Annotated in this window: 25 protein-coding genes and 1 riboswitch; of the genes, 13 read left to right on the forward strand and 12 right to left on the reverse strand. The window is 70.7% G+C overall.

The window, feature by feature from the left end; all coding sequences use genetic code 11:
• The first annotated feature begins 50 nt into the window (after positions 1–50).
• Together ACH4RC_RS33845 and ACH4RC_RS33850 are read left to right on the forward strand one after the other, a co-directional pair.
• Positions 51–239: a hypothetical protein gene (locus ACH4RC_RS33845; RefSeq protein ID WP_398207691.1), complete on the forward strand. Its 189-nt coding sequence runs from the start codon at positions 51–53 to the stop codon at positions 237–239.
• A gap of 28 nt (positions 240–267) precedes the next feature.
• On the forward strand, positions 268–912 hold the full coding sequence (locus tag ACH4RC_RS33850) for a hypothetical protein (protein WP_398207693.1): 645 nt from the start codon (positions 268–270) through the stop codon (positions 910–912).
• Positions 913–925: 13 nt separating this feature from the next.
• Here the strand turns inward: ACH4RC_RS33850 and ACH4RC_RS33855 are convergent, their stop codons facing one another.
• Both ACH4RC_RS33855 and ACH4RC_RS33860 read right to left on the reverse strand, forming a co-directional pair.
• Positions 926–1,189: a DUF4031 domain-containing protein gene (locus tag ACH4RC_RS33855; protein ID WP_398207694.1), complete on the reverse strand. Its 264-nt coding sequence runs from the start codon at positions 1,187–1,189 to the stop codon at positions 926–928.
• A 12-nt stretch (positions 1,190–1,201) separates the two neighbouring features.
• A complete protein-coding gene (locus ACH4RC_RS33860; protein ID WP_398207696.1) occupies positions 1,202–1,582 on the reverse strand; it encodes a hypothetical protein in 381 nt (126 codons plus the stop codon).
• 54 nt (positions 1,583–1,636) lie between these two features.
• On the opposite strand from ACH4RC_RS33860, the gene ACH4RC_RS33865 reads away from it, so the two are divergent.
• From ACH4RC_RS33865 to ACH4RC_RS33880, 4 genes are all read left to right on the forward strand, one after another.
• Positions 1,637–2,566, forward strand: a complete 930-nt coding sequence (locus tag ACH4RC_RS33865; protein WP_398207698.1) for a MurR/RpiR family transcriptional regulator — start codon at positions 1,637–1,639, stop codon at positions 2,564–2,566.
• Positions 2,567–2,849: 283 nt separating this feature from the next.
• Entirely contained in the window at positions 2,850–3,794 is a 945-nt protein-coding gene (gene murQ / locus ACH4RC_RS33870; protein ID WP_398207700.1) for an N-acetylmuramic acid 6-phosphate etherase, read from the forward strand.
• A 51-nt stretch (positions 3,795–3,845) separates the two neighbouring features.
• A complete protein-coding gene (locus ACH4RC_RS33875) occupies positions 3,846–5,357 on the forward strand; it encodes a PTS transporter subunit EIIC (protein ID WP_398207701.1) in 1,512 nt (503 codons plus the stop codon).
• Positions 5,358–5,418: 61 nt separating this feature from the next.
• Positions 5,419–5,547, forward strand: coding sequence for a type II toxin-antitoxin system RelE/ParE family toxin (locus tag ACH4RC_RS33880; RefSeq protein WP_398207703.1), 129 nt, complete (start codon positions 5,419–5,421; stop codon positions 5,545–5,547).
• Positions 5,548–5,565: 18 nt separating this feature from the next.
• Here the strand turns inward: ACH4RC_RS33880 and ACH4RC_RS33885 are convergent, their stop codons facing one another.
• Together ACH4RC_RS33885 and ACH4RC_RS33890 are read right to left on the reverse strand one after the other, a co-directional pair.
• On the reverse strand, positions 5,566–5,769 hold the full coding sequence (locus ACH4RC_RS33885; RefSeq protein WP_398207704.1) for a hypothetical protein: 204 nt from the start codon (positions 5,767–5,769) through the stop codon (positions 5,566–5,568).
• On the reverse strand, positions 5,766–5,984 hold the full coding sequence (locus tag ACH4RC_RS33890) for a hypothetical protein (protein WP_398207706.1): 219 nt from the start codon (positions 5,982–5,984) through the stop codon (positions 5,766–5,768). The genes ACH4RC_RS33885 and ACH4RC_RS33890 overlap by 4 nt, the downstream gene beginning before the upstream one ends.
• A gap of 115 nt (positions 5,985–6,099) precedes the next feature.
• On the opposite strand from ACH4RC_RS33890, the gene ACH4RC_RS33895 reads away from it, so the two are divergent.
• From ACH4RC_RS33895 to ACH4RC_RS33910, 4 genes are all read left to right on the forward strand, one after another.
• Entirely contained in the window at positions 6,100–6,948 is an 849-nt protein-coding gene (locus tag ACH4RC_RS33895; protein WP_398207707.1) for a helix-turn-helix domain-containing protein, read from the forward strand.
• The gene (locus tag ACH4RC_RS33900) at positions 6,920–7,132 is read left to right on the forward strand and encodes a DUF397 domain-containing protein (protein ID WP_398207709.1); all 213 of its coding nucleotides are present in this window, start codon (positions 6,920–6,922) and stop codon (positions 7,130–7,132) included. The genes ACH4RC_RS33895 and ACH4RC_RS33900 overlap by 29 nt, the downstream gene beginning before the upstream one ends.
• Before the next feature lie 267 nt (positions 7,133–7,399).
• Entirely contained in the window at positions 7,400–8,227 is an 828-nt protein-coding gene (locus ACH4RC_RS33905) for a hypothetical protein (RefSeq protein WP_398207711.1), read from the forward strand.
• An 83-nt stretch (positions 8,228–8,310) separates the two neighbouring features.
• On the forward strand, positions 8,311–8,589 hold the full coding sequence (locus ACH4RC_RS33910; protein ID WP_398207712.1) for a hypothetical protein: 279 nt from the start codon (positions 8,311–8,313) through the stop codon (positions 8,587–8,589).
• 16 nt (positions 8,590–8,605) lie between these two features.
• Here the strand turns inward: ACH4RC_RS33910 and ACH4RC_RS33915 are convergent, their stop codons facing one another.
• The 8 genes from ACH4RC_RS33915 to thrC form a co-directional block, all read right to left on the reverse strand.
• Positions 8,606–9,769 carry a mannosyltransferase family protein gene (locus ACH4RC_RS33915; RefSeq protein WP_398207713.1) on the reverse strand — a complete coding sequence of 388 codons (1,164 nt, stop codon included), beginning with the start codon at positions 9,767–9,769 and terminating at the stop codon, positions 8,606–8,608.
• Positions 9,770–9,810: 41 nt separating this feature from the next.
• On the reverse strand, positions 9,811–10,308 hold the full coding sequence (locus ACH4RC_RS33920) for a hypothetical protein (protein WP_398207715.1): 498 nt from the start codon (positions 10,306–10,308) through the stop codon (positions 9,811–9,813).
• Entirely contained in the window at positions 10,301–10,798 is a 498-nt protein-coding gene (locus ACH4RC_RS33925) for a SigE family RNA polymerase sigma factor (RefSeq protein WP_398207716.1), read from the reverse strand. Before ACH4RC_RS33925 ends, ACH4RC_RS33920 begins: the two co-directional genes overlap by 8 nt.
• Before the next feature lie 110 nt (positions 10,799–10,908).
• Positions 10,909–11,607, reverse strand: coding sequence for a DUF6215 domain-containing protein (locus ACH4RC_RS33930; RefSeq protein WP_398207718.1), 699 nt, complete (start codon positions 11,605–11,607; stop codon positions 10,909–10,911).
• Between the two features lie 137 nt (positions 11,608–11,744).
• Positions 11,745–13,370, reverse strand: coding sequence for a chaperonin GroEL (gene groL, locus ACH4RC_RS33935; protein ID WP_398207719.1), 1,626 nt, complete (start codon positions 13,368–13,370; stop codon positions 11,745–11,747).
• Between the two features lie 330 nt (positions 13,371–13,700).
• A complete protein-coding gene (locus tag ACH4RC_RS33940; protein ID WP_109445992.1) occupies positions 13,701–13,910 on the reverse strand; it encodes a cold-shock protein in 210 nt (69 codons plus the stop codon).
• Between the two features lie 432 nt (positions 13,911–14,342).
• A complete protein-coding gene (locus tag ACH4RC_RS33945; protein WP_164323599.1) occupies positions 14,343–14,618 on the reverse strand; it encodes a MoaD/ThiS family protein in 276 nt (91 codons plus the stop codon).
• 104 nt (positions 14,619–14,722) lie between these two features.
• Complete coding sequence (gene thrC / locus ACH4RC_RS33950; protein ID WP_398207720.1) at positions 14,723–16,042, reverse strand: threonine synthase; 1,320 nt, start codon at positions 16,040–16,042, stop codon at positions 14,723–14,725.
• Between the two features lie 18 nt (positions 16,043–16,060).
• Positions 16,061–16,215, reverse strand: a riboswitch (SAM riboswitch).
• Positions 16,216–16,391: 176 nt separating this feature from the next.
• On the opposite strand from thrC, the gene ACH4RC_RS33955 reads away from it, so the two are divergent.
• From ACH4RC_RS33955 to ACH4RC_RS33965, 3 genes are read left to right on the forward strand one after another with little or no spacing between them, the layout of a single operon-like run.
• Positions 16,392–17,339: a glucosyl-3-phosphoglycerate synthase gene (locus ACH4RC_RS33955; protein WP_398207721.1), complete on the forward strand. Its 948-nt coding sequence runs from the start codon at positions 16,392–16,394 to the stop codon at positions 17,337–17,339.
• 39 nt (positions 17,340–17,378) lie between these two features.
• Entirely contained in the window at positions 17,379–17,684 is a 306-nt protein-coding gene (locus ACH4RC_RS33960) for a hypothetical protein (RefSeq protein ID WP_398207723.1), read from the forward strand.
• Between the two features lie 29 nt (positions 17,685–17,713).
• The gene (locus ACH4RC_RS33965; protein ID WP_398207724.1) at positions 17,714–19,102 is read left to right on the forward strand and encodes a trehalose-6-phosphate synthase; all 1,389 of its coding nucleotides are present in this window, start codon (positions 17,714–17,716) and stop codon (positions 19,100–19,102) included.
• The last annotated feature ends 223 nt before the right edge of the window (positions 19,103–19,325 follow it).

The following is a 19,325-nucleotide window of genomic DNA, read 5'->3' on the forward strand; positions in this document are numbered from 1 at the left end:
TCCCTCCCGGGACCGATGTGCGGGTATGCCCGGATTCGCATCATGGATACATGAGTACAGCGACCTACACCACGGCCCCCTCCGGCGCCACGGCGGCGACCGGAGTCCACCATCCGCACCCCGTCGGCGGCGCCGCGCGGGCCGTCCGGGCGTTCGCCTCGGCGGTGTTCTCGGTCGTCGTCCTGGGCGACACCGACAGCACCCTGTACCGGGACGCGGGCGTCGTCCGCCGCCACTGACACCTGCCCTGCCCTCTAGGGTCGGGGCATGACCAACCAGGAACTGCGTGAGCACTGGGCCCGCGCCCTGCGCGCGGCGAGCGGCGCGGCGACGGACGCCGACCCGTACCCGTACGCCGACAACCTGCTGTCCCGCTGGGCCGAACCCCAGCGCAGGTACCACACGACCCAGCACCTGGCCGCCGTCCTGGACCGCGTCGACCTTCTGGAGGACCACGCGGCCGACCCGGCGCTGGTGCGGCTCGCCGCCTGGTTCCACGACGCGGTGTACCGCCCGGACCGCTCGGAGAACGAGGAGCGCTCGGCGGCGCTCGCCGAACGCGCCCTGACGGAGGCCGGTCTGCCGGAGGCGGCGGTCACGGAGGTCGCCCGCCTGGTCCGCCTCACAACCGGGCACGACCCGGCCGGCGGCGACACCAACGGCGAGACCCTCTGCGACGCCGATCTGGCGATCCTGGCCTCGCCGCCGGAGGCGTACGCCGCGTACACGAAGGCGGTCCGCGAGGAGTACGCCTTCGTGCCGGACGAGGCGTTCCGCGAGGGCCGCGCGGCCGTCCTGCGTCAGCTCCTGGCCCTCCCCCGCCTGTTCCGCACACCGCACGGCGCGGCCCACTGGGAGTCCCCGGCCCGCGACAACCTGACGACGGAGCTCGACCTGCTGGCCTCGGACTGAACCCCCGGCCGTCCTACCGGGGGTGCTTCGGCCGCCGCAGCCCCGCCTCGGTGATCCTGCGGACCAGCTCCTTCGAGCCGATCGCCACGGCCCCGGCCCGCAGCGCGTCCTCGTAGCGGTGGGACGGGATGTCGTAGTGGTCGCGTTCGAAGGCGCGGCGCGGGGCGCCCAGGCGTTCGGCGAAGACGTGGAGTTCATCGAACGAGACGTCGCTGACCAGGTGGGACCACATGCGGCCGTGGCCGGGCCAGGTCGGCGGGTCGATGTACACGGTCATCGGGGCGGCCCGCTATCCCGTGACCGTGCCGAGCGACCCCACCGGGGCCACCACCACGCCCGCCTCCGAGCACACCCAGTGCGGGTCGGCGCCCAGCTCCGGCTCGACGTCCAGGGCGTGCGGCCCCTCGGAACCCGATCCCGGGCCGCACACCGGGCACAGCGGCCAGCGCCCGTGCCGCTCCAGCAGACCGTCCTTGACGTCCTGCGCGACGAGCCCGGAGACGTACTCCACGCCCTCCGGCCATTGCTCGACCCACCAGCGGCGGGACGCTATCGACTCCTCGACGAGCGAGACGACGTCCGGCTCGGCGACGTCCGCCGCCTTCAGATCCGCGAGCACGAGCGCGCGGGCCGCGTGCAGGGCCTGCTCCAGGGGGCTGATCGTGTCCATGTCTCTCATTGTGCGCCTCTTGACCCCTCACCCTTTTGAAAATATCTTTCAGCCGTGAGCAATGACGTGAAGGAAAGTTTCTCGAACGACGCGCCGCCCGCCCCCGCGGCCCTCGCCGCCAAGGTGCGCACCCTCGCGCCGTCGATGACCCGCTCCATGCAGCGGGTCGCCGAGGCCGTCGCCGCCGACCCGGCGGGATGCGCCGCCCTCACCGTCACCGGCCTCGCCGAGCTCACCAGCACGAGCGAGGCCACGGTCGTCCGCACCGCCCGCATCCTCGGCTACCCGGGCTACCGTGACCTGCGCCTCGCGCTCGCCGGGCTCGCCGCCCAGCAGCAGTCGGGGCGGGCGCCCGCCGTCACGGCCGACATCGCCGTCGACGACCCGATAGCCGACGTGGTCGCCAAACTCGCCTACGACGAGCAGCAGACCCTCGCCGACACCGCGGCCGGGCTGGACACCGTGCAGCTGGCCGCCGCCGTGAGCGCGCTTGCCGGGGCCCGGCGGGTCGACGTGTACGGGGTCGGCGCGTCCGGGCTCGTCGCCCAGGACCTCGCGCAGAAGCTGCTCCGCATCGGGCAGGTCGCGCACGCGCACTCCGATCCCCACCTGGCGATCACCAACGCGGTGACGCTCCGCTCGGGGGATGTGGCCGTGTCGATCACGCACTCCGGTGCGACGGGTGACGTCATCGAGCCGCTGCGGGTCGCCTTCGAGCACGGCGCCACGACGATCGCGATCACCGGGCGGCCCGACGGTCCGGTCTCGCAGTACGCCGATCACGTCCTCACCACCTCCATCGCCCGCGAGAGCGAGCTGCGTCCCGCCGCGATGTCGTCCCGGACGAGCCAGCTCCTCGTAGTGGACTGCCTGTTCGTAGGGGTGGCCCAACGCTCCTACGAGACAGCGGCCCCGGCGTTGTCAGCGTCCTACGAGGCCCTGGCCCACCGCCACCGCGTCTCACCGCGGGGTGCACGGTCATGAACCCGGACCGCCGCTCAGCCGCTTTCGTGACCGGCCGTCCGCCCCGCCGTCGTGGCTGGTCGCGCAGTTCCCCGCGCCCCTGGGGTGCGTCACGCACGACCCTCTGAGACGGCGCACGCAGTGCGCATCTCAGGGGCGCGGGGAACCGCGCGAGCGGCCACGACGGGACCCGCACCCGAGAACGGGCGGGGAACCGCGCGACCAGCCACGACGAGACCCGCACCCGGCAACACCGCCGAGCACACCCCTACCGACACCGCCGTACCGGAGAGAGCCGCCCGAGATGACGAACACCGACTACACCGCCCTCCAGGCCCAGCTCGCCACCCTCACCACAGAGGCCTTCCGGCCGGACCTCGCCGAGATCGACCAGCGCTCCACCCTGGAGATCGCCCAGATCATGAACGGCGAGGACGCCACAGTCCCCACCGCGGTGGCGGCCCAGCTCCCCCGGATCGCCGCCGCCATCGACGGCACGGCGGACCGCATGGCCCGAGGCGGCCGTCTGATCTACGCGGGCGCCGGCACGGCAGGCCGCCTGGGCGTCCTGGACGCCTCCGAGTGCCCGCCCACCTTCAACACCGCCCCGGACGAGGTCATCGGCCTGATCGCGGGCGGCCCCTCCGCGATGATCACGGCAGTGGAAGGCGCCGAGGACTCCAAGGAGCTGGCGGCCAAGGACTTGGCCGCGCTGAACCTCACCGAAAACGACATCGTCGTCGGCATCTCGGCCTCGGGCCGCACCCCGTACGCGATCGGCGCGGTGGAGCACGCCCGCACGAGCGTCGGCGCCCTGACCATCGGCCTGTCCTGCAACGCGGACAGCGCCCTCGCGGCGGCGGCGGACCACGGCATCGAGGTCGTCGTCGGCCCCGAGCTGCTGACCGGCTCGACCCGCCTCAAGGCGGGCACCGCGCAGAAGCTCGTCCTGAACATGCTGTCGACGATCACCATGATCCGGCTCGGCAAGACGTACGGAAACCTGATGGTCGACGTACGCGCGTCGAACGAGAAGCTGCGGGCCCGCTCCCGCCGCATCGTCTCCCTGGCCACGGGCGCCGAAGACGACGTCATCGAGGCCGCACTCGCCGCGACGGACGGGGAGGTGAAGAACGCGATCCTCGTCGTGCTCGGCGAGGTCGACGGGGAGACGGCGGCCCGTCTCCTGGCCGACTCCGGCGGCCACCTGCGCGCGGCGCTCGCCGCGGCGACCACCGCGACCCCCTGAACCGGACCACCCCTCCATCCGCACCACCCGCACAGCAAGGCAGCACGCACCATGGCTGAGAACAAGAACCGCGACGTGGCGGCCTCGATCCTCCCCCTTGTGGGCGGCGCCGCGAACGTCACCTCCGTCGTCCACTGCATGACCCGGCTCCGGCTGGGTCTGGCAGACCGTTCGCTGGTCCAGGACGAGGCGCTCAAGGCGCTGCCCGACGTCATGGGCGTGGTGGAGGACGAGACGTACCAGATCGTCCTCGGCCCGGGGAAGGTCGCCCGGGTGACGCCGGAGTTCGAGGCGCTCGTGGAGGAGGAGAGGGCGCAGGCCCCCGCCACGACGGCCGCCCGCACCACCACCACCGCTGATGAACTGGCCGCACAGGGCGCCGAGCTGAGGGCGGCCCGCAAGGCCAGGAACGCCACCCCCTTCAAGCTCTTCCTGCGCCGCATCGCCAACATCTTCGTGCCGCTGATCCCGGCCCTGATCGGCTGCGGCATCATCGCCGGCATCAACGGCCTGCTGATCAACCTGGAGTGGCTGCCCGGCGTGACCCCCGCGCTCGCCGCGATCGCCTCCGGCTTCATGGCGCTCATCGCGGTGTTCGTCGGCTACAACACGGCGAAGGAGTTCGGCGGCACCCCGATCCTCGGCGGCGCGGTCGCGGCGATCATCGTGTACGCGGGCGTCGCGAACATCTCGGCGTTCGGCCAGAAGCTGTCCCCGGGACAGGGCGGTGTCCTCGGCGCGCTCGGCGCGGCGGTCCTCGCGGTGTACGTGGAGAAGTGGTGCCGCAAGTGGGTCCCGGAGGCGGTGGACGTCCTGGTCACCCCGACCCTCACGGTCCTGGTCTCCGGCCTGGTCACGATCTTCGGCCTGATGTACGTCGCCGGTGAGGTCTCCACGGGTATCGGTACGGCGGCGAACTGGCTGCTCGACAACACGGGCGCGTTCGCGGGCCTGGTCCTGGGCGGCCTGTTCCTCCCCTTGGTCATGCTGGGCCTCCACCAAGCCCTCATCCCGATCCACACCACCCTGATCGAGCAGCAGGGGTACACGGTTCTCCTCCCCATCCTGGCGATGGCGGGCGCGGGCCAGGTCGGCTGCGCGATCGCGGTCTTCAAGCGCCTCAAGCACAACAAGTCGATCCGTACGACGATCAAGTCGGCGCTCCCCGCCGGTTTCCTGGGTGTGGGCGAGCCCCTCATCTACGGTGTCTCGCTCCCCCTGGGCCGCCCCTTCATCACGGCGTGCGTCGGCGGCGCGGCGGGCGGCGCGTTCGTCGGCCTCTTCTCGATGCTCGGCACGAAGGTCGGCTCGACGGCGATCGGCCCGTCCGGCTGGGCCCTCTTCCCGCTCCTCAAGGGCAACCACGGCCTGGGCACGACATGCCTGATCTACGGCGGCGGTCTCCTCATCGGCTACGCGGTCGGCTTCCTGGCCACGTACTTCTTCGGCTTCAGCAAGCAGATGCTCTCCGAGCTGAACCGGGACGTCGACGCGGGCGAGTCCCCGTCGGCCCGCGCGGAGGCCACCCCGGGCGCCCCAGCCCCGGAACCGGCGAAGGTCTGACCCGGCGCGCAGCCGTGGGTGGCGCCCTCAGGGCATGGCGCCACCCTCACTGTGTACACATGTGGGCGTACACAGCGGGCACGAGGGACTGTTCCGCCTCCGGATCGGCAGCTTCCGCGTCGTCTACGAGATCCATGACGACGTGGTGACCATCCTGGGTAACCGCAGGGATGTCTACCGCAACCTGTGACGTCCTGACCGAACCCGTTCACGGCAGCCGCCCCTCCTGATTGACCACCCGCACCCGCGCCCGCAGCTCATCGAGCACCGGCGCGGGTGACACCGCCTCCGGCGGACAGTCCCACTCCACGCCGCCGCCCGGTGGACGCAGTTGCACGAACCCGCCCTCGCGCGCCATCACCTGCCCGACACGCCCGTCGCGGATGTCGATCACGTACGGGCCGAGGCTCATCGCACGTTCCTCTCGTGCAGCACCGCCACCATCCGCAACGTCATGTCCAGGTTGACACACCCCAGGTTGACCAGCGGATACGCGGCCTCCCCCGCCGCCGACACGGGATCGACCCGCAGGGACGGCAGCGTCACGCCCAGCACCGCCAGCTCCGCCCGTAGCTGCTCGATCGCGTCCTCGACCACCCGCAAACGCTCCGCGTCCCGCACCACCATGCTCCGCTCCTTCACACCAAGTATCGCTTTCACCACACAGCGTGACGGCTACACCCTTACGGTGACCAGGGGGCATCCCCCAACAGCCGCACCTGCTGCACCGGAGCTGATGCAGATGACCGGACCGAAAGACCTCGACCCCACCGCGCGCCGCGTCATGATCGGCGAAGAACTCCGCCATGCCCGCGAGAGAGCGGACCTGACCCAACAGGCGCTGGGCGAGCGGCTGTTCGTCAGCGGCTCCTACATCGGCCAGATGGAGGCGGGCACCCGCAGAATCCTGCCGGACATGGCGCCACGCCTGGACGAGACGCTCGGAATGGGCACGTTCTTCGTACGCCATTGCGTCAAGGCGAACGCATCGAAACACCCCGAACACTTCGCCGAAGCCGCAGAAGCGGAGGCCTTGGCGGTCGAGATCAGGCAGTACGAGTCGCTGCTGATCCCCGGTCTGCTCCAGACTCCGGCCTACGCCCGTGCGGTCTTCCTGGCCTACCGGCCGACCGCTCCGGAGGAGGACATCGGCAACCTGGTGGCCACCCGCATGGAGCGCGCCCACCTCCTCGACGACCCAGCAAAGCCGTTGTTGTGGGCGGTCATTGACGAGGCTGCCCTACGGCGGCCTGTCGGCGGCGCCGCAGTCATGGCCGAGGCGCTGCGCCACGTCGCCGACCTGGCGCGCAAGCGGCGAATCATCGTGCAGGTGGTGCCATTCGCGGTGGGCGCGCACGCATCGATGGACGGCTCGCTCAAGCTCATGTACTTCGAGGACGCGCCCCCGCTGTCCTTCTTCGAAACGTCCGGCATCGGGCAGCTGACGGACGATCCGGCGACGGCGGCACGCCACCACCTGTCCTACGACCTCCTCAGGTCCGACGCACTCACTCCGAAACAATCCCTGGCCCTGATCTCCTCAGTGGCGGAGGATTACGCGCATGAAGATCACGGCAACCCCCGCACCTGACCTGGCCTCGGCTACCTGGCGAAAGTCCACCTACAGCGGCGGCAGCGGCGGCGACTGCCTGGAAGCTGTCACCGACCTCCCCGGATGGGTCCCCGTCCGGGACTCCAAGAACCCCAGCGGCCCGAAGCTCGTGCTCCGGGCGGAGACCTGGTCCGCGTTCGTCGCCGACCTGCGGCGGAGCTGACCCGGGGCTCAAGCCCCGAGGTCCGAGCGCTGCTAGTAGGGATTGGGAGGTGGGTCTCAACCCACCCTCCCTCCCTGCGCGTTCGCGACACCCGGCACTTTCCGGCACCGGCTTGCCACGCAGGGTGACGAAGCCCTAACGTGCCCGAATAACGAACAACCCCCGCGGTGCTACCAACACACGCGGGGGCCTAACCAACAAGATCTAACTCCAGGAGATCTCGTGGCTGAGGCCAAGTTTAGTGGCGCCCCCGTCCCGTCGCACCCAATGGCGAATCCGGGCTACGGAAAACGTTCCGCGCCCGACCAACTCCCCCGCACAGGACACGACTTCACGCACCTCCCGGAGAGGGAAGCGCACATCGCGGGGTTCATCGACCGGCTGCCCGACGGCTCGGAGATGTCGGTGAAGCTGCTGTCGCGCTGCCTCCCGTACGGCCAGGCGGCGATGCGCACGGCGCTCAACAACCTCCAGCGCGCCGGACACTTGCGGCGGGGCCGCGAACACGTGCACGGGTCGGGGAGCGCGCGCTGGGTGACGCGGACGTGGTTCTCCCGTACGGCGCGGGGCGACGCGTGGTGGGCGGCGTACGCGATGGGCGACGTGCCGGAGGAGACACCGGAAGAGGCCGAACCGACGCAACGCCCGACGCGGACCCGCGCGTTCCTGCTGCTCGCGGCGCTGGGGCGGCATGCCCCCTCGCTGGCGCTGTCGGCCGCCGAGTGCGCGCGGCTCGCGCCGGAGGCGGAGCGGTGGTTCACGCGCGGCGCGAGCGAGGACGACATGCGGCACGCGCTGACCGCCGGACTACCGGCACGGGTCCACAGCCCGGCGGCCCTGCTGCACCGCCGCCTCGTCGACAAGCTCCCGCCCCCGGCGCCCGTCTCGACCCGCCCGATCCTGCGCATGATCGAGTGCGGCAAGTGCGGCACCCCCGGCCACCCCGAAGTCCTGCCCGGCGGCTTCTGCTCCCTGTGCCGAGGCGCTGAACCCGCACCCACGCTTCTCACCACTCTCGCCCCCGAGACCGTCCGCGCCCACGCGGCAACGGTCCGCAGGGCGATGTCGTACGGCCGAGAAGGGACACGGGTATGACCTCCTCTCCAAGGACTGCGCCGACTGAACCACGTCGCCGCGCTCCACATGCGCCCCCGCCGCCCCTCCCGCATTCTGGCCCCATGGCTGACAGCACGTTTTCGAAGATTTCCTGGACGGAGTTCCGGCCGGACCAGCGGCGGCTCGTCACCGGGGCCACCCTGTGGGGCGCCGGACTGCTCGTCTCCGCCGTAGGCATGGGCGTACTCGCGTACGAGGTGGTGCGGGCCGGTCGCACGTGGACCGGCGGCTGGGAGGTACCGCCCACCGAGATGGCGTCGCGCGCCTTCCACCAGGCGCAGAGCGCGGCGCAGGCGGGCCGGGACGCCTGGCTGAGCTACCAGGAGACGCCGCTGCGCTAGAGCGCGCCGTGCGTCGCTACCCCGCCCAGCGGCCCGACAGGAACGTCACCGCGTACAGCGTCGACATCGGCGCGAGCACGCACAGGCAGACGTACATCACCCGCTGGCTGCGGAGCGTCCACGCGGCGAGGCCGATCCACAGCGGCCACCAGAGCAGCGTCGCGCGCGGCACGGACGTGTACCAGTAGGACGTGCCGAGCGCCCACAGGCTCAGCGCGACGTACGTCGCCTCGGCCCAGCGGCGACGGCGCAGCAACCAGCCGAGCAACCCGAGCCCGAGCAGCATCGCGAGGAGTTCGGCCTGGCACATGACGGCGTACCCGGTGGCGTAGCCGCCGTCGAAGGCGGCGTCCCACGTGTGCGACCACGCTTCCCACGGCGAGTGGAACGTGCGGTACCAGCCGCGCTCCTCCGCGTGCTTCCACGCCATCCAGTCGCCGGTTCTCGCGTGCAGGTACGCCGAGTAGGCGAGCGGGGGCACGGCGGGCAGCGTCAGCCACGGCAGCCGACGCCACCGCCGCCCGGGGCCGTGCGCCACGAGGAACTGCACGAGCAGCGCCGCCGCGAGGAAGAGCCCGCTGACCCGTACGGCCGTCGCGAACGCGGTGAGGAGCGCCGCGAAGGCCCACTTCTCGCGCCGCGCCGCGAGCCACGCGGGCAGGGCGAACGCGAGGAACAGCGACTCGGTGTACCCGGCGGCCAGGAAGACGGCGCAGGGCGACATCAGCAGGAGCAGCACGGCCCGCCCGCCGAGCACGGGACCGGCTGTGCGGGCGAGGGCGAGCACGGCGACGCCGCCCGACACGAGGGAGATGAGCAGCCCGGCCGCGTTCCAGTCGGGTACGACCACGTGCACGGCGCGCAGCACGAGCGGGAAGCCGGGGAAGAACGCCTCGGAGTTGTCCTTGGTGTGGAAGTAGCCGAACTCGGCTATGGACCGGTAGTGCGTCCAGTCCCACTGCTGGAACGCCGAGAGCAGCGGCCGCGCCTCCTTGGCGTCGGGGGACGCGGGGAAGAGCCGGGTCACGCAGTACGCGGTGAGGAGCAGCCCGAACCGGGTGAGCAGGTAGATCCGCAGCACCGTCCGGTCGAGCGGGTTCAGCCGCGGGCGTCTCGACCGGCGCTGCGGTACAGCGGGCGGGGTGGATATGGACGGCGCTTCCAGAAGGGCCGCGGGCATACGGGAGCTCCGTTCGGGTGGTGCGGGTGTGGGGGGATGCCTCAGCGTCGGCTGGGCGGCGTGGTGTCCGGCGGAGACGTCCGCTGCGGGTCGGAGGTGGGGGGCGACGAGGTCCGCTGGGAGGTCGGCGGCGCGGAGGAGCCGGACGAGGCCGACGAGGAGGAGGTCTCGTTCGAGGACGAGGTCTCGGTCGATGCAGCGGTCGCGTTCTCGGTCGAGGTCGGTGACGCGTCCGGTGGCGTCGTCGCCGTGGCCGGTGGCGTCGACGGCGGGCCCGAGGACGGCGCGGGCCGCGGCACCCCCGTCCGCGCGGGCCGCACCGTACCGGGCCCGTCCGCGAGGAGATTGGCGACGCCGCCGCCCGCCCCGGCGCACAGCACCGCGGCCGCGGCCGCCGCCACGGCGAGGCGGCGCCGCCGCAGCCGGTCGCCGCGGGCCCGGATCACCGCGCCCGGCGGGGGCACGGACCCGCGCCGGCCGGACGCGGCCAGTTCCTTGAGCGCCTCGGCGAGGCCGGGCTCGTCGCGGTGGTCAGTCACGGTGTGCCTCCTGCGCGCGCGGGTCCTGCATACGGGCGGCCAGGGCGGTACGGCCCCGGGACAGATGGGTCTTCACGGTGCCGGTCGCAAGACCGGTCTCGCCCGCTATCTGCTCGACGGAGAGATCGCAGATGTAGTGCAGGGCGACGACCCTGCGCTGTTGCGCGGAAAGCTCCTTGAGCGCTTCGACGAGAGCCACGGTGCCGGGGTCCGGCGCGCCCATGTGCGGCGCGCCGCCGTACCGCTGCCAGGCCAGTTCGCTGCGGCGCAGCTTCTTGGAGCGCCGTATCGCGAGCCGCCAGGCCACGGTCCGGATCCACGCCTCGGGCGCGGCCTCCCGGTCGAGGCGCCCGCGCCGGCTCCACGCCTTCACGAACGCCTCCTGCACGACGTCCTGCGCCTCCTGGGCGTCGCCGAGCATGACGTACAGCTGCCCGGTGAGCCGCCCGACCGCATGGGCGTAGAACTCCTCGAACTCCTCTGCGGTCAACGCCGTGCTCCCTGTGGTTCCCGACCGTGCTGACGTGCTGACGTGCGGTCGTGCTGTCGTGCTCTATAGACCTGGCGGCCGGACGCCGGTTGACACGTGCAAGAAGAAATTCAGGAATTCCACCCGGGGATCGACGGCAGGACGCGCTCGGCGACGTCGAAGAGCACCGTGTCGTCCGGCACCCCGCCGTCCTCGCGCCAGAGCGTCAGCTCGTAGGAGCCGCCCTTGTCCCTGGCGTCCTGCGCCACGGAGAGGACGCGGGCGGGCACGCCCGGAGCGCTGCTCGACTCACCGCCGTCGAGCCGGAAGCTGAAGCTGATGGTGCGGTCCGAGTAAAGGACCGCGCGGTGGCTGTGGAACGTCCGGTTCTTCTGCGGATCGTCGAAGAGGCCCGCGGTGAGCGCGACCGGACGGCCGTCGTAGGTCGCCTCGAGGTTCACGGTGTACGTGTCGAACTCGATCCGCGCCGAGGGCGTGGGGATGTCACGGCCACCGGCCGACCCGATCGAACTGTCGCCACCCGTCGCCGCCTTCGGGATCTCGGTGGGTGTGCCGAGCAGGGTGGCGAGGTCCTTCCGGTTGAGGGCCGCGCACAGCTCGGCCCCGGAGACCCGCCCCGCCGCCTTGTTCTTCTTCCCGTACTCGTCCTCGTTCGAGCACGTGGCGGGCTTCGGCGCGGCGCTGCTCCGCCCGCCCGGCTTCGCCATCACCCAGAACCCGAGGGCGAGCGCGGACACCAGGGCCACGGCCGCGATCGCCTGTCCCGCGGCCCCCGCGACGGTGCCGGATCTGTCGCTGCCGTCTTCCATACGTGCCCCCCGGTCATGCCGCGCCTTGTCATATGCCCGGGGACCTTAACCCGACAACGCCCGAGGGCGGCACCCCCTCCTGAAGAGGAAGTGCCGCCCTCGGAACGAACAGACGAGCTGAACCGGAACGAACCGGATCAGAAGTCCATGTCACCGCCCGGCATGCCGCCCGGAGCGCCGCCGGCGGCGGCCTTCTCCGGCTTGTCGGCGATGACGGCCTCGGTGGTGAGGAACAGCGCGGCGATGGAGGCGGCGTTCTGCAGAGCAGAGCGGGTCACCTTCGCCGGGTCGAGGATGCCCTCGGCGATCATGTCGACGTACTCACCCGTGGCGGCGTTCAGACCGTGGCCGACGGCCAGGTTGCGCACCTTCTCCACGACGACGCCACCCTCGAGACCACCGTTGACGGCGATCTGCTTGAGCGGGGCCTCCAGGGCGAGCTTCACGGCGTTGGCGCCGGTCGCCTCGTCACCCTCGAGCTCCAGCTTCTCGAAGACCGCGGAGGCCTGGAGCAGGGCCACGCCACCACCGGCGACGATGCCCTCCTCGACGGCCGCCTTCGCGTTGCGAACGGCGTCCTCGATGCGGTGCTTGCGCTCCTTGAGCTCGACCTCGGTGGCGGCACCGGCCTTGATGACGGCCACGCCGCCGGCCAGCTTCGCCAGACGCTCCTGGAGCTTCTCGCGGTCGTAGTCCGAGTCGCTGTTCTCGATCTCGGCACGGATCTGGTTGACGCGACCCTGGACCTGGTCGGTGTCACCGGCGCCGTCGACGATCGTCGTCTCGTCCTTGGTGATGACGACCTTGCGGGCGCGGCCGAGCAGGTCGAGACCGGCGTTCTCCAGCTTGAGGCCGACCTCCTCGGAGATGACGGTGCCACCGGTGAGGATGGCGATGTCGCCGAGCATGGCCTTGCGGCGGTCACCGAAGCCCGGGGCCTTGACGGCGACGGACTTGAAGGTGCCACGGATCTTGTTGACGACCAGGGTCGACAGGGCCTCGCCCTCGACGTCCTCGGCGATGATCAGCAGCGGCTTGCCCGACTGCATGACCTTCTCCAGGAGCGGCAGCAGGTCCTTCACGTTGCCGATCTTGGAGTTGACGATGAGGATGTACGGGTCGTCGAGCGACGCCTCCATCCGCTCCATGTCGGTGGCGAAGTACGCCGAGATGTAGCCCTTGTCGAAGCGCATACCCTCGGTGAGCTCCAGCTCCAGACCGAAGGTCTGGGACTCCTCGACGGTGATGACGCCTTCCTTGCCGACCTTGTCCATGGCCTCGGCGATGAGCTCGCCGATCTGGGTGTCGGCGGCGGAGATGGAGGCCGTGGAAGCGATCTGCTCCTTGGTCTCGACATCCTTGGCCTGCTCGAGCAGGGCGGCGGAGACGGCCTCGACGGCCTTCTCGATGCCACGCTTGAGGGCCATCGGGTTGGCACCGGCGGCCACGTTGCGCAGACCCTCGCGCACGAGGGCCTGGGCCAGGACGGTCGCGGTCGTCGTGCCGTCACCGGCGACGTCGTCCGTCTTCTTCGCGACCTCCTTGACCAGCTCGGCGCCGATCTTCTCGTACGGGTCCTCGAGCTCGATCTCCTTGGCGATGGACACACCATCGTTGGTGATCGTGGGGGCGCCCCACTTCTTCTCGAGGACGACGTTGCGACCCTTGGGGCCCAGGGTCACCTTGACGGCGTCGGCGAGCTGGTTCATGCCGCGCTCGAGGCCGCGCCGTGCCTCCTCGTCGAACGCGATGATCTTGGCCATGTGAAGTGGTCCTCCCGGACGGGGTGGAAAAGCAAGCAAACGGACCGTGCTGGTGCCCGCGACGGACGGACCTCGAGCCCTGTGGTTCCTTGCCCCACCGGCCCTCGGACCTCACCGACCCGATCCAAGTTCTGTCACTCTCACTGGGAGAGTGCTAAGCCCAATGATTAGCACTCGACCCATGCGAGTGCAAGCGGCTACCACACATCCGGCGGGGGCGCGCGCAGCGCGGAGCGCGGTGCGAGCGCCCCGAGCACGACGAAGGGCCCGCGCCCCCTCGGGGAACGCGGACCCTTCGTCTCGTACGAAGCCTGTCAGTCGCGACGCGCTTCAGCCGGCGGCGGCCAGACGGACCATGTCCGCCTGCGGCCCCTTCTGGCCCTGCGAGATCTCGAATTCAACTCGCTGACCCTCTTCGAGGGTGCGGTAGCCGTCCATCTGAATCGCGCTGTAGTGGACGAATACATCCGCACCACCGTCGACCGCGATGAAGCCGTACCCCTTCTCCGCGTTGAACCACTTGACGGTGCCCTGAGCCATGCCTAACTCCCCTATTACTGGCCCTTGCACAGACCCGCACTTCGCGGATCCGGGTCAGACCTCACCCTCCCCAATGGGTGGGGGTGTGCGCCGGAACGCGTCGACCGCGGCTGAATGTATCTGCCCAACTGCCGTCTGCAACAGGTCAATCGGACGAGAAATCTGGGCACCCTCGAACGGGGAAACCGGGCCAACTCACCGGATCCCAGGGCAAGTCGGGCCGGGTAAATGCCATAAAAGGCCCGAAGGGGCTGGACACTTTGGCTGCTTCTTGTCGCGTCGCGAGCGGAAACTCATATGCGCCCGTCATGCACCACACGGGGAAACGAAGCAACTTCCCCAACTGTACCGCGCTCAACCAAGCAGAATTGCCCCCTCCGTTTCTCTCGCGGAGGGGGCAATCGGGGTAACTCAGCGTGCAGCGGGGGAAGATCAGCCGCCGGCGACGGCGGGAATGATCGATACTCCGGCGCCGTCCGGCGTAGCGGTCTCCAGACCCTGCTCGAAGCGGACGTCGTCGTCATTGACGTAGACATTGACGAAGCGGCGCAGCTTGCCCTGGTCGTCGAGGACGCGGGCGGCGATCCCGGTGTGGTTCTTCTCCAGATCGGCGATGACCTCACCGAGCGTGCCGCCTTCGGCGGCGACTTCGGCCTGCCCGCCGGTGTAGGTGCGGAGAATGGTCGGAATCCGGACGTTGACGCTCATGCGGTCACCTCAGCTGTCAGCCCCTCCGGCGTTCGCGTTCGAGGAGCGGGGGTCCGGGGGCAGAGCCCCCGGTTTCGGGAAGGGGCGGGGCGGGGCGGGGGAACCTACTGGGCGAGCCCAGCGGCCCGGAACGCGTCGAGAGACGGCCGGATGGTCGCCGTGGCCTGCGAGGACTCGGCGACGGCGTCCAGCGTCTTCAGACCGTCACCCGTGTTGAGCACGACCGTGGTGAGCGCCGGGTCGATGAGCCCCGCCTCGATCAGCTTCTTCGTGACGCCGACCGTCACACCGCCCGCCGTCTCCGCGAAGATCCCCTCCGTCTGCGCGAGCAGCTTGATCGCCTCGACGACCTGCTCGTCGTCGACGTCCTCCACGGCGCCACCGGTGCGGCGCGCGATGTCGAGCACGTAAGGACCGTCGGCCGGGTTGCCGATGGCGAGGGACTTGGCGATGGTGTTCGGCTTCTGCGGCCGGACGACGTCGTGGCCGCCCTTGTACGCGACCGACACCGGCGAGCACCCCTCGGCCTGGGCGCCGAACAGCTTGTACGGCTTGTCCTCGACGAGCCCGAGCTTGATCAGCTCCTGCAGCCCCTTGTCGATCTTCGTGAACTGCGAGCCGGACGCGATCGGGATGACCAGCTGGTCCGGCAGCCGCCAGCCCAGCTGCTCGCAGATCTCGTAGGCCAGAGTCTTGGAGCCTTCGCCGTAGTACGGGCGCAGGTTCACGTTGACGAAGCCCCAGCCCTCGCCCAGCGGGTCACCGATCAGCTCGGAGCAGAAGCGGTTCACGTCGTCGTAGTTGCCCTCGATGGCGACGAGGTCACCGCCGTAGACACCGGCCATGACGACCTTGCCCTGCTCCAGGTCGTGCGGGATGAACACGCAGGAGCGGAAGCCGGCGCGGGCGGCGGCGGCGCCGACGGCGCCGGCCAGGTTGCCTGTGGAGGAGCAGGACAGGGTGGTGAAGCCGAAGGCGCGCGCGGCCTCGATGGCCTGGGCGACGACGCGGTCCTTGAAGGAGTGCGTGGGGTTGCCGGAGTCGTCCTTGACGAACAACTTGCCCTGCTCGACGCCGAGTTCACGGGCGAGGTTGTCGGCCTTGACGAGCTTGGTCCAGCCGGGGTTCAGGTTCGGCTTCTCGGCGACGTCGGCCGGGACGGGCAGCAGCGGGGCGTAGCGCCACACGTTGGCCGGGCCCGCCTCGATCTTCTTGCGGAGCGCCTCGGGGTCGCCGACGGGAAGGTCGTACGCGACTTCCAGAGGCCCGAAACACTCGACGCACGCGAAGATCGGGCCGAGGTCGAAGGTGGTGCCGCACTCGCGGCAGGAGAGCCCGGAAGCGGGGCCGAGATCGACGGCCTTGGCGGTGGTGTCCGCGGCGGCGGCGGTGGCGTCCGTGGTGGCGACAGTCTGTACAGCCATGAGAGGCGAGGCCCTTTCTCCTCATCTTCCTCGCGGCGCATCTCGCCGCGAGACGGATTTGGCACCTTCCCTAGCCGGGAGCCTCGCGAGCGCACTGCGGTGTGCGTACGAGACCGGCTGGAGGGTTGCCGGGGCTTCAACGGGCCGTATCCCTCTGCCCCTCTGGATGAGCGGTATTCGGTTGTGTGTGGCAGTTATGCGGGCGGCGACCCCGGCATGCGATGGTCACCGGCCTTGTTCAAGACTGTAACCGAAGGCCCGGACCCTTGAGATAGTCGTCCGCACCGCGAGATGGATCACATCCCCGGACCGACCCGCCCCGTACACGTCCATGAAGGAGCCCCAGACCGTGCTGGAAGAAGTCGAACGCTGGCTTGAGCGGCGCTCCTGGTCGGTGGCCGACCGCCCGCCGCACCAGCTGGTCGCGGCGAAGCGCGCGTCCGGCCTGACGGTGAGCGTCGTGCTGCCCGCGCTCGACGAGGAGGCGACGGTCGGCGAGATCGTCACGGTCATCCGGCGCGAGCTGATGACGGAGGCGGTGCCGCTCGTCGACGAGCTGGTGGTCCTGGACTCCGGCTCCACGGACCGCACCGCCGAGGTCGCGGCGGCGGCCGGGGCGCGCGTCGTGCACCGGGACACGATCCTGCCGCGCATCCCGGCCAAGCCCGGCAAGGGCGAGGTGCTGTGGCGCTCGCTGTACGTCACGAGCGGCGACATCGTCTGCTACGTCGACGCCGACCTGAAGGACTTCTCGGCCGACTTCGTCTCCGGGATCGTCGGACCGCTCCTGACCGACCCGGGCGTCAGCTTCGTCAAGGCGATGTACGACCGCCCGCTGGGCGGGGCGGCGGGCCAGGGCGGCCGGGTCACGGAGCTGATGGCGCGCCCGATCCTGAACCTGCACTGGCCGCGCCTGGCCGGATTCGTGCAGCCCCTGGGCGGCGAGTACGCGGCGCGCAGGTCGCTCCTCGAACGCCTCCCGTTCCCCGTCGGCTACGGGGTCGAGCTCGGGCTGCTCGTCGACGCGCTGCACACCGTGGGCCTGGACGCGCTCGCCCAGGTCGACGTGGGCGTCCGCATCCACCGCCACCAGGACGGCCTGGCGCTCGGCCGGATGGCGGCGGCGATCTACCGCACGGCCCAGCTGCGACTCGCGCGCGGCCATCTGGTGCGGCCCGAGCTCACGCAGTTCGAGCGGGGCGAGGGCGGTTTCGTCCCACGGACGTACGCGGTGGACACGGTGGAGCGGCCGCCGATGGCCGAGATCGGTGAGTATGCGGAGCGTCGCGTCGCATAGCCGTGGGTTAATCATGCTTTCTGTCTACATTGCCCCTTTATGTGGCACAGACTTTCTTTGCGGGGCACGGCGGCGCTCGCCGCGACGGTGACCGCGGCGGCGACGCTGATCACCGTCGCCGCCCCCGCCTCCGCCGTCGTGGAACCCTTCGCCGAGCGCTACGCGGTGGTGGAGAAGGCGCCGCGGGCACCGGTGCCCGCGGCATCACCGGCGTCACCCCCGGCGCCCACCGCGTCCGGACGCCGACAGGGCTCACGCCTGTGGCTCTACGGCGGGCTCGGTATCTCGCTGTGCGGGCTCGGCGCGCTCGCCCTCGCGGCGGCACGCAGCCGTCGGCGCGTTTGAACCCTCCCCGACCGGGCTAGCGTGCCCATATGGCTTCCACGCAAGGTGCTGCTGAGGTTCTCGTCGCGTCCAACCGCGGCCCCGTCTCGTACGTCCTGACGGACGGTGCCGACGGGGCCGGCATCGAGGCGAAACGCGGCGGTGGCGGACTGGTCTCCGCGCTCAGCGTCGTCAAGGACAAACTGTGGGTCTGCTCGGCCCTCACCGACGGCGACCGGGAAGCCGTACGGCGGGGCGTGTCGGAGCCCGGCGTGCGCATGCTGGACATCGACGCGGAGATCCACGCGGACGCGTACAACGGCGTCGCCAACTCCGTGCTGTGGTTCGTGCACCACATGCTGTACCAGACGCCTCTCGAGCCGGCGTTCGGCCCGGAGTTCCGGCGCCAGTGGGCCTCCTACGAGGCGTACAACCGGGCCTTCGCCGAAGCGCTCGCCGAGGAGGCCGCGCCCGGCGCGACCGTCGTCGTGCAGGACTACCACCTCACGCTCGTCCCCGGCATGCTCCGCGAACTCCGCGACGACCTGCGCATCGGGCACTTCTCGCACACGCCCTGGGCGCCCGTCGACTACTTCCGGATGCTGCCGGACGACATCGCCGAGCGCATCCTGCAGGGCATGCTCGGCGCGGACCGGCTCGGCTTCCTGACCCGGCGCTGGGCGGACGCGTTCACCGACTGCGCTACGCGCATCCTCGGTGGTACGTCCGGAACGCGGATCGGGGTGCACGGGCTCGGCGCCGACGCGGACTTCCTCCGGGAGCGGGCGGGCCGTCCCGACGTGGACGAGCGGCTGGCCGCGCTGCGGGAACAGGTGGGCGCGGACCGCAAGGTGATCGTCCGGGTGGACCGCACGGAGCTGTCGAAGAACATCGTGCGGGGCCTGCAGGCGTACGAGCTTCTGCTGGAGACCCGGCCGGAGCTGCGCGAGAAGGTCGTCCACGTCGCCTTCGCGTACCCCTCGCGGCAGGATCTCGCCGTGTACCGCGACTACACCGCCGAGGTGTCGCGCGTCGCGGAGTCCATCAACGCGCGCTTCGGCACGCCTGGCTGGACGCCGGTCGTCCTCCACGTGAAGGACGACTTCGCGCGGTCGCTGGCGGCGTACCGGTTGGCGGACGTGGCCCTGGTCAACCCGATCCGTGACGGCATGAACCTTGTCGCGAAGGAGGTGCCTGTCGTCTCCGACGAGGGGTGCGTACTGGTTCTGTCCCGGGAGGCGGGGGCTTACGAGGAGCTGGGCGATGACGCGCTCGTCGTGAACCCGTACGACGTGAGCGGCACGTGTGAGGTTCTGGCCGCGGCGCTGTCGATGTCCCTCGACGAGCGGGCGGAGCGTACGAAGCGCTTGGCTTCGGCGGGCACGGCCCTCCCCCCGGGTCAGTGGTTCCTGGACCAACTGTCGGCCCTGCGGGACTGAGCGCCTGGTCTGGCCGGGTGCGGGTCGCGTCGTGGCTGGTCGCGCAGTTCCTCGCGCCCCTGGAACGCGCACTCCGTGCGCCACTCCATCGCTCTCGGGTGCGGCTCTCGCCGTGGTTGCTCGCGCAGTTCCCCGCGCCCCTGAGATGCGCACTTCGTGCGCCATCTCAGGGGGGCGTGCGTGACGTGCGCCCTATGGAGCTGCGGCGGAGCCGCATGCTTCA

It is taken from the genome of Streptomyces sp. NPDC016845 (assembly GCF_044332585.1).
In the GTDB taxonomy this organism is placed as follows: domain Bacteria; phylum Actinomycetota; class Actinomycetes; order Streptomycetales; family Streptomycetaceae; genus Streptomyces.

Bases quoted from the DNA above. Each gene is read 5' to 3' on its own strand.
- ACH4RC_RS33915 (WP_398207713.1), bottom strand. From the start codon at position 9,769: ATGCCCGCGGCCCTTCTGGAAGCGCCGTCCATATCCACCCCGCCCGCT.
- thrC (WP_398207720.1), bottom strand. From the start codon at position 16,042: ATGGCTGTACAGACTGTCGCCACCACGGACGCCACCGCCGCCGCCGCG.
- ACH4RC_RS33850 (WP_398207693.1), top strand. From the start codon at position 268: ATGACCAACCAGGAACTGCGTGAGCACTGGGCCCGCGCCCTGCGCGCG.
- ACH4RC_RS33875 (WP_398207701.1), top strand. From the start codon at position 3,846: ATGGCTGAGAACAAGAACCGCGACGTGGCGGCCTCGATCCTCCCCCTT.
- ACH4RC_RS33845 (WP_398207691.1), top strand. From the start codon at position 51: ATGAGTACAGCGACCTACACCACGGCCCCCTCCGGCGCCACGGCGGCG.
- ACH4RC_RS33855 (WP_398207694.1), bottom strand. From the start codon at position 1,189: ATGACCGTGTACATCGACCCGCCGACCTGGCCCGGCCACGGCCGCATG.
- ACH4RC_RS33890 (WP_398207706.1), bottom strand. From the start codon at position 5,984: ATGGTGGTGCGGGACGCGGAGCGTTTGCGGGTGGTCGAGGACGCGATC.
- ACH4RC_RS33905 (WP_398207711.1), top strand. From the start codon at position 7,400: ATGGCGAATCCGGGCTACGGAAAACGTTCCGCGCCCGACCAACTCCCC.
- ACH4RC_RS33895 (WP_398207707.1), top strand. From the start codon at position 6,100: ATGACCGGACCGAAAGACCTCGACCCCACCGCGCGCCGCGTCATGATC.
- ACH4RC_RS33900 (WP_398207709.1), top strand. From the start codon at position 6,920: ATGAAGATCACGGCAACCCCCGCACCTGACCTGGCCTCGGCTACCTGG.
- ACH4RC_RS33930 (WP_398207718.1), bottom strand. From the start codon at position 11,607: ATGGAAGACGGCAGCGACAGATCCGGCACCGTCGCGGGGGCCGCGGGA.
- murQ (WP_398207700.1), top strand. From the start codon at position 2,850: ATGACGAACACCGACTACACCGCCCTCCAGGCCCAGCTCGCCACCCTC.
- ACH4RC_RS33945 (WP_164323599.1), bottom strand. From the start codon at position 14,618: ATGAGCGTCAACGTCCGGATTCCGACCATTCTCCGCACCTACACCGGC.
- ACH4RC_RS33860 (WP_398207696.1), bottom strand. From the start codon at position 1,582: ATGGACACGATCAGCCCCCTGGAGCAGGCCCTGCACGCGGCCCGCGCG.
- ACH4RC_RS33910 (WP_398207712.1), top strand. From the start codon at position 8,311: ATGGCTGACAGCACGTTTTCGAAGATTTCCTGGACGGAGTTCCGGCCG.
- ACH4RC_RS33960 (WP_398207723.1), top strand. From the start codon at position 17,379: ATGTGGCACAGACTTTCTTTGCGGGGCACGGCGGCGCTCGCCGCGACG.
- ACH4RC_RS33885 (WP_398207704.1), bottom strand. From the start codon at position 5,769: ATGAGCCTCGGCCCGTACGTGATCGACATCCGCGACGGGCGTGTCGGG.
- ACH4RC_RS33940 (WP_109445992.1), bottom strand. From the start codon at position 13,910: ATGGCTCAGGGCACCGTCAAGTGGTTCAACGCGGAGAAGGGGTACGGC.
- groL (WP_398207719.1), bottom strand. From the start codon at position 13,370: ATGGCCAAGATCATCGCGTTCGACGAGGAGGCACGGCGCGGCCTCGAG.
- ACH4RC_RS33965 (WP_398207724.1), top strand. From the start codon at position 17,714: ATGGCTTCCACGCAAGGTGCTGCTGAGGTTCTCGTCGCGTCCAACCGC.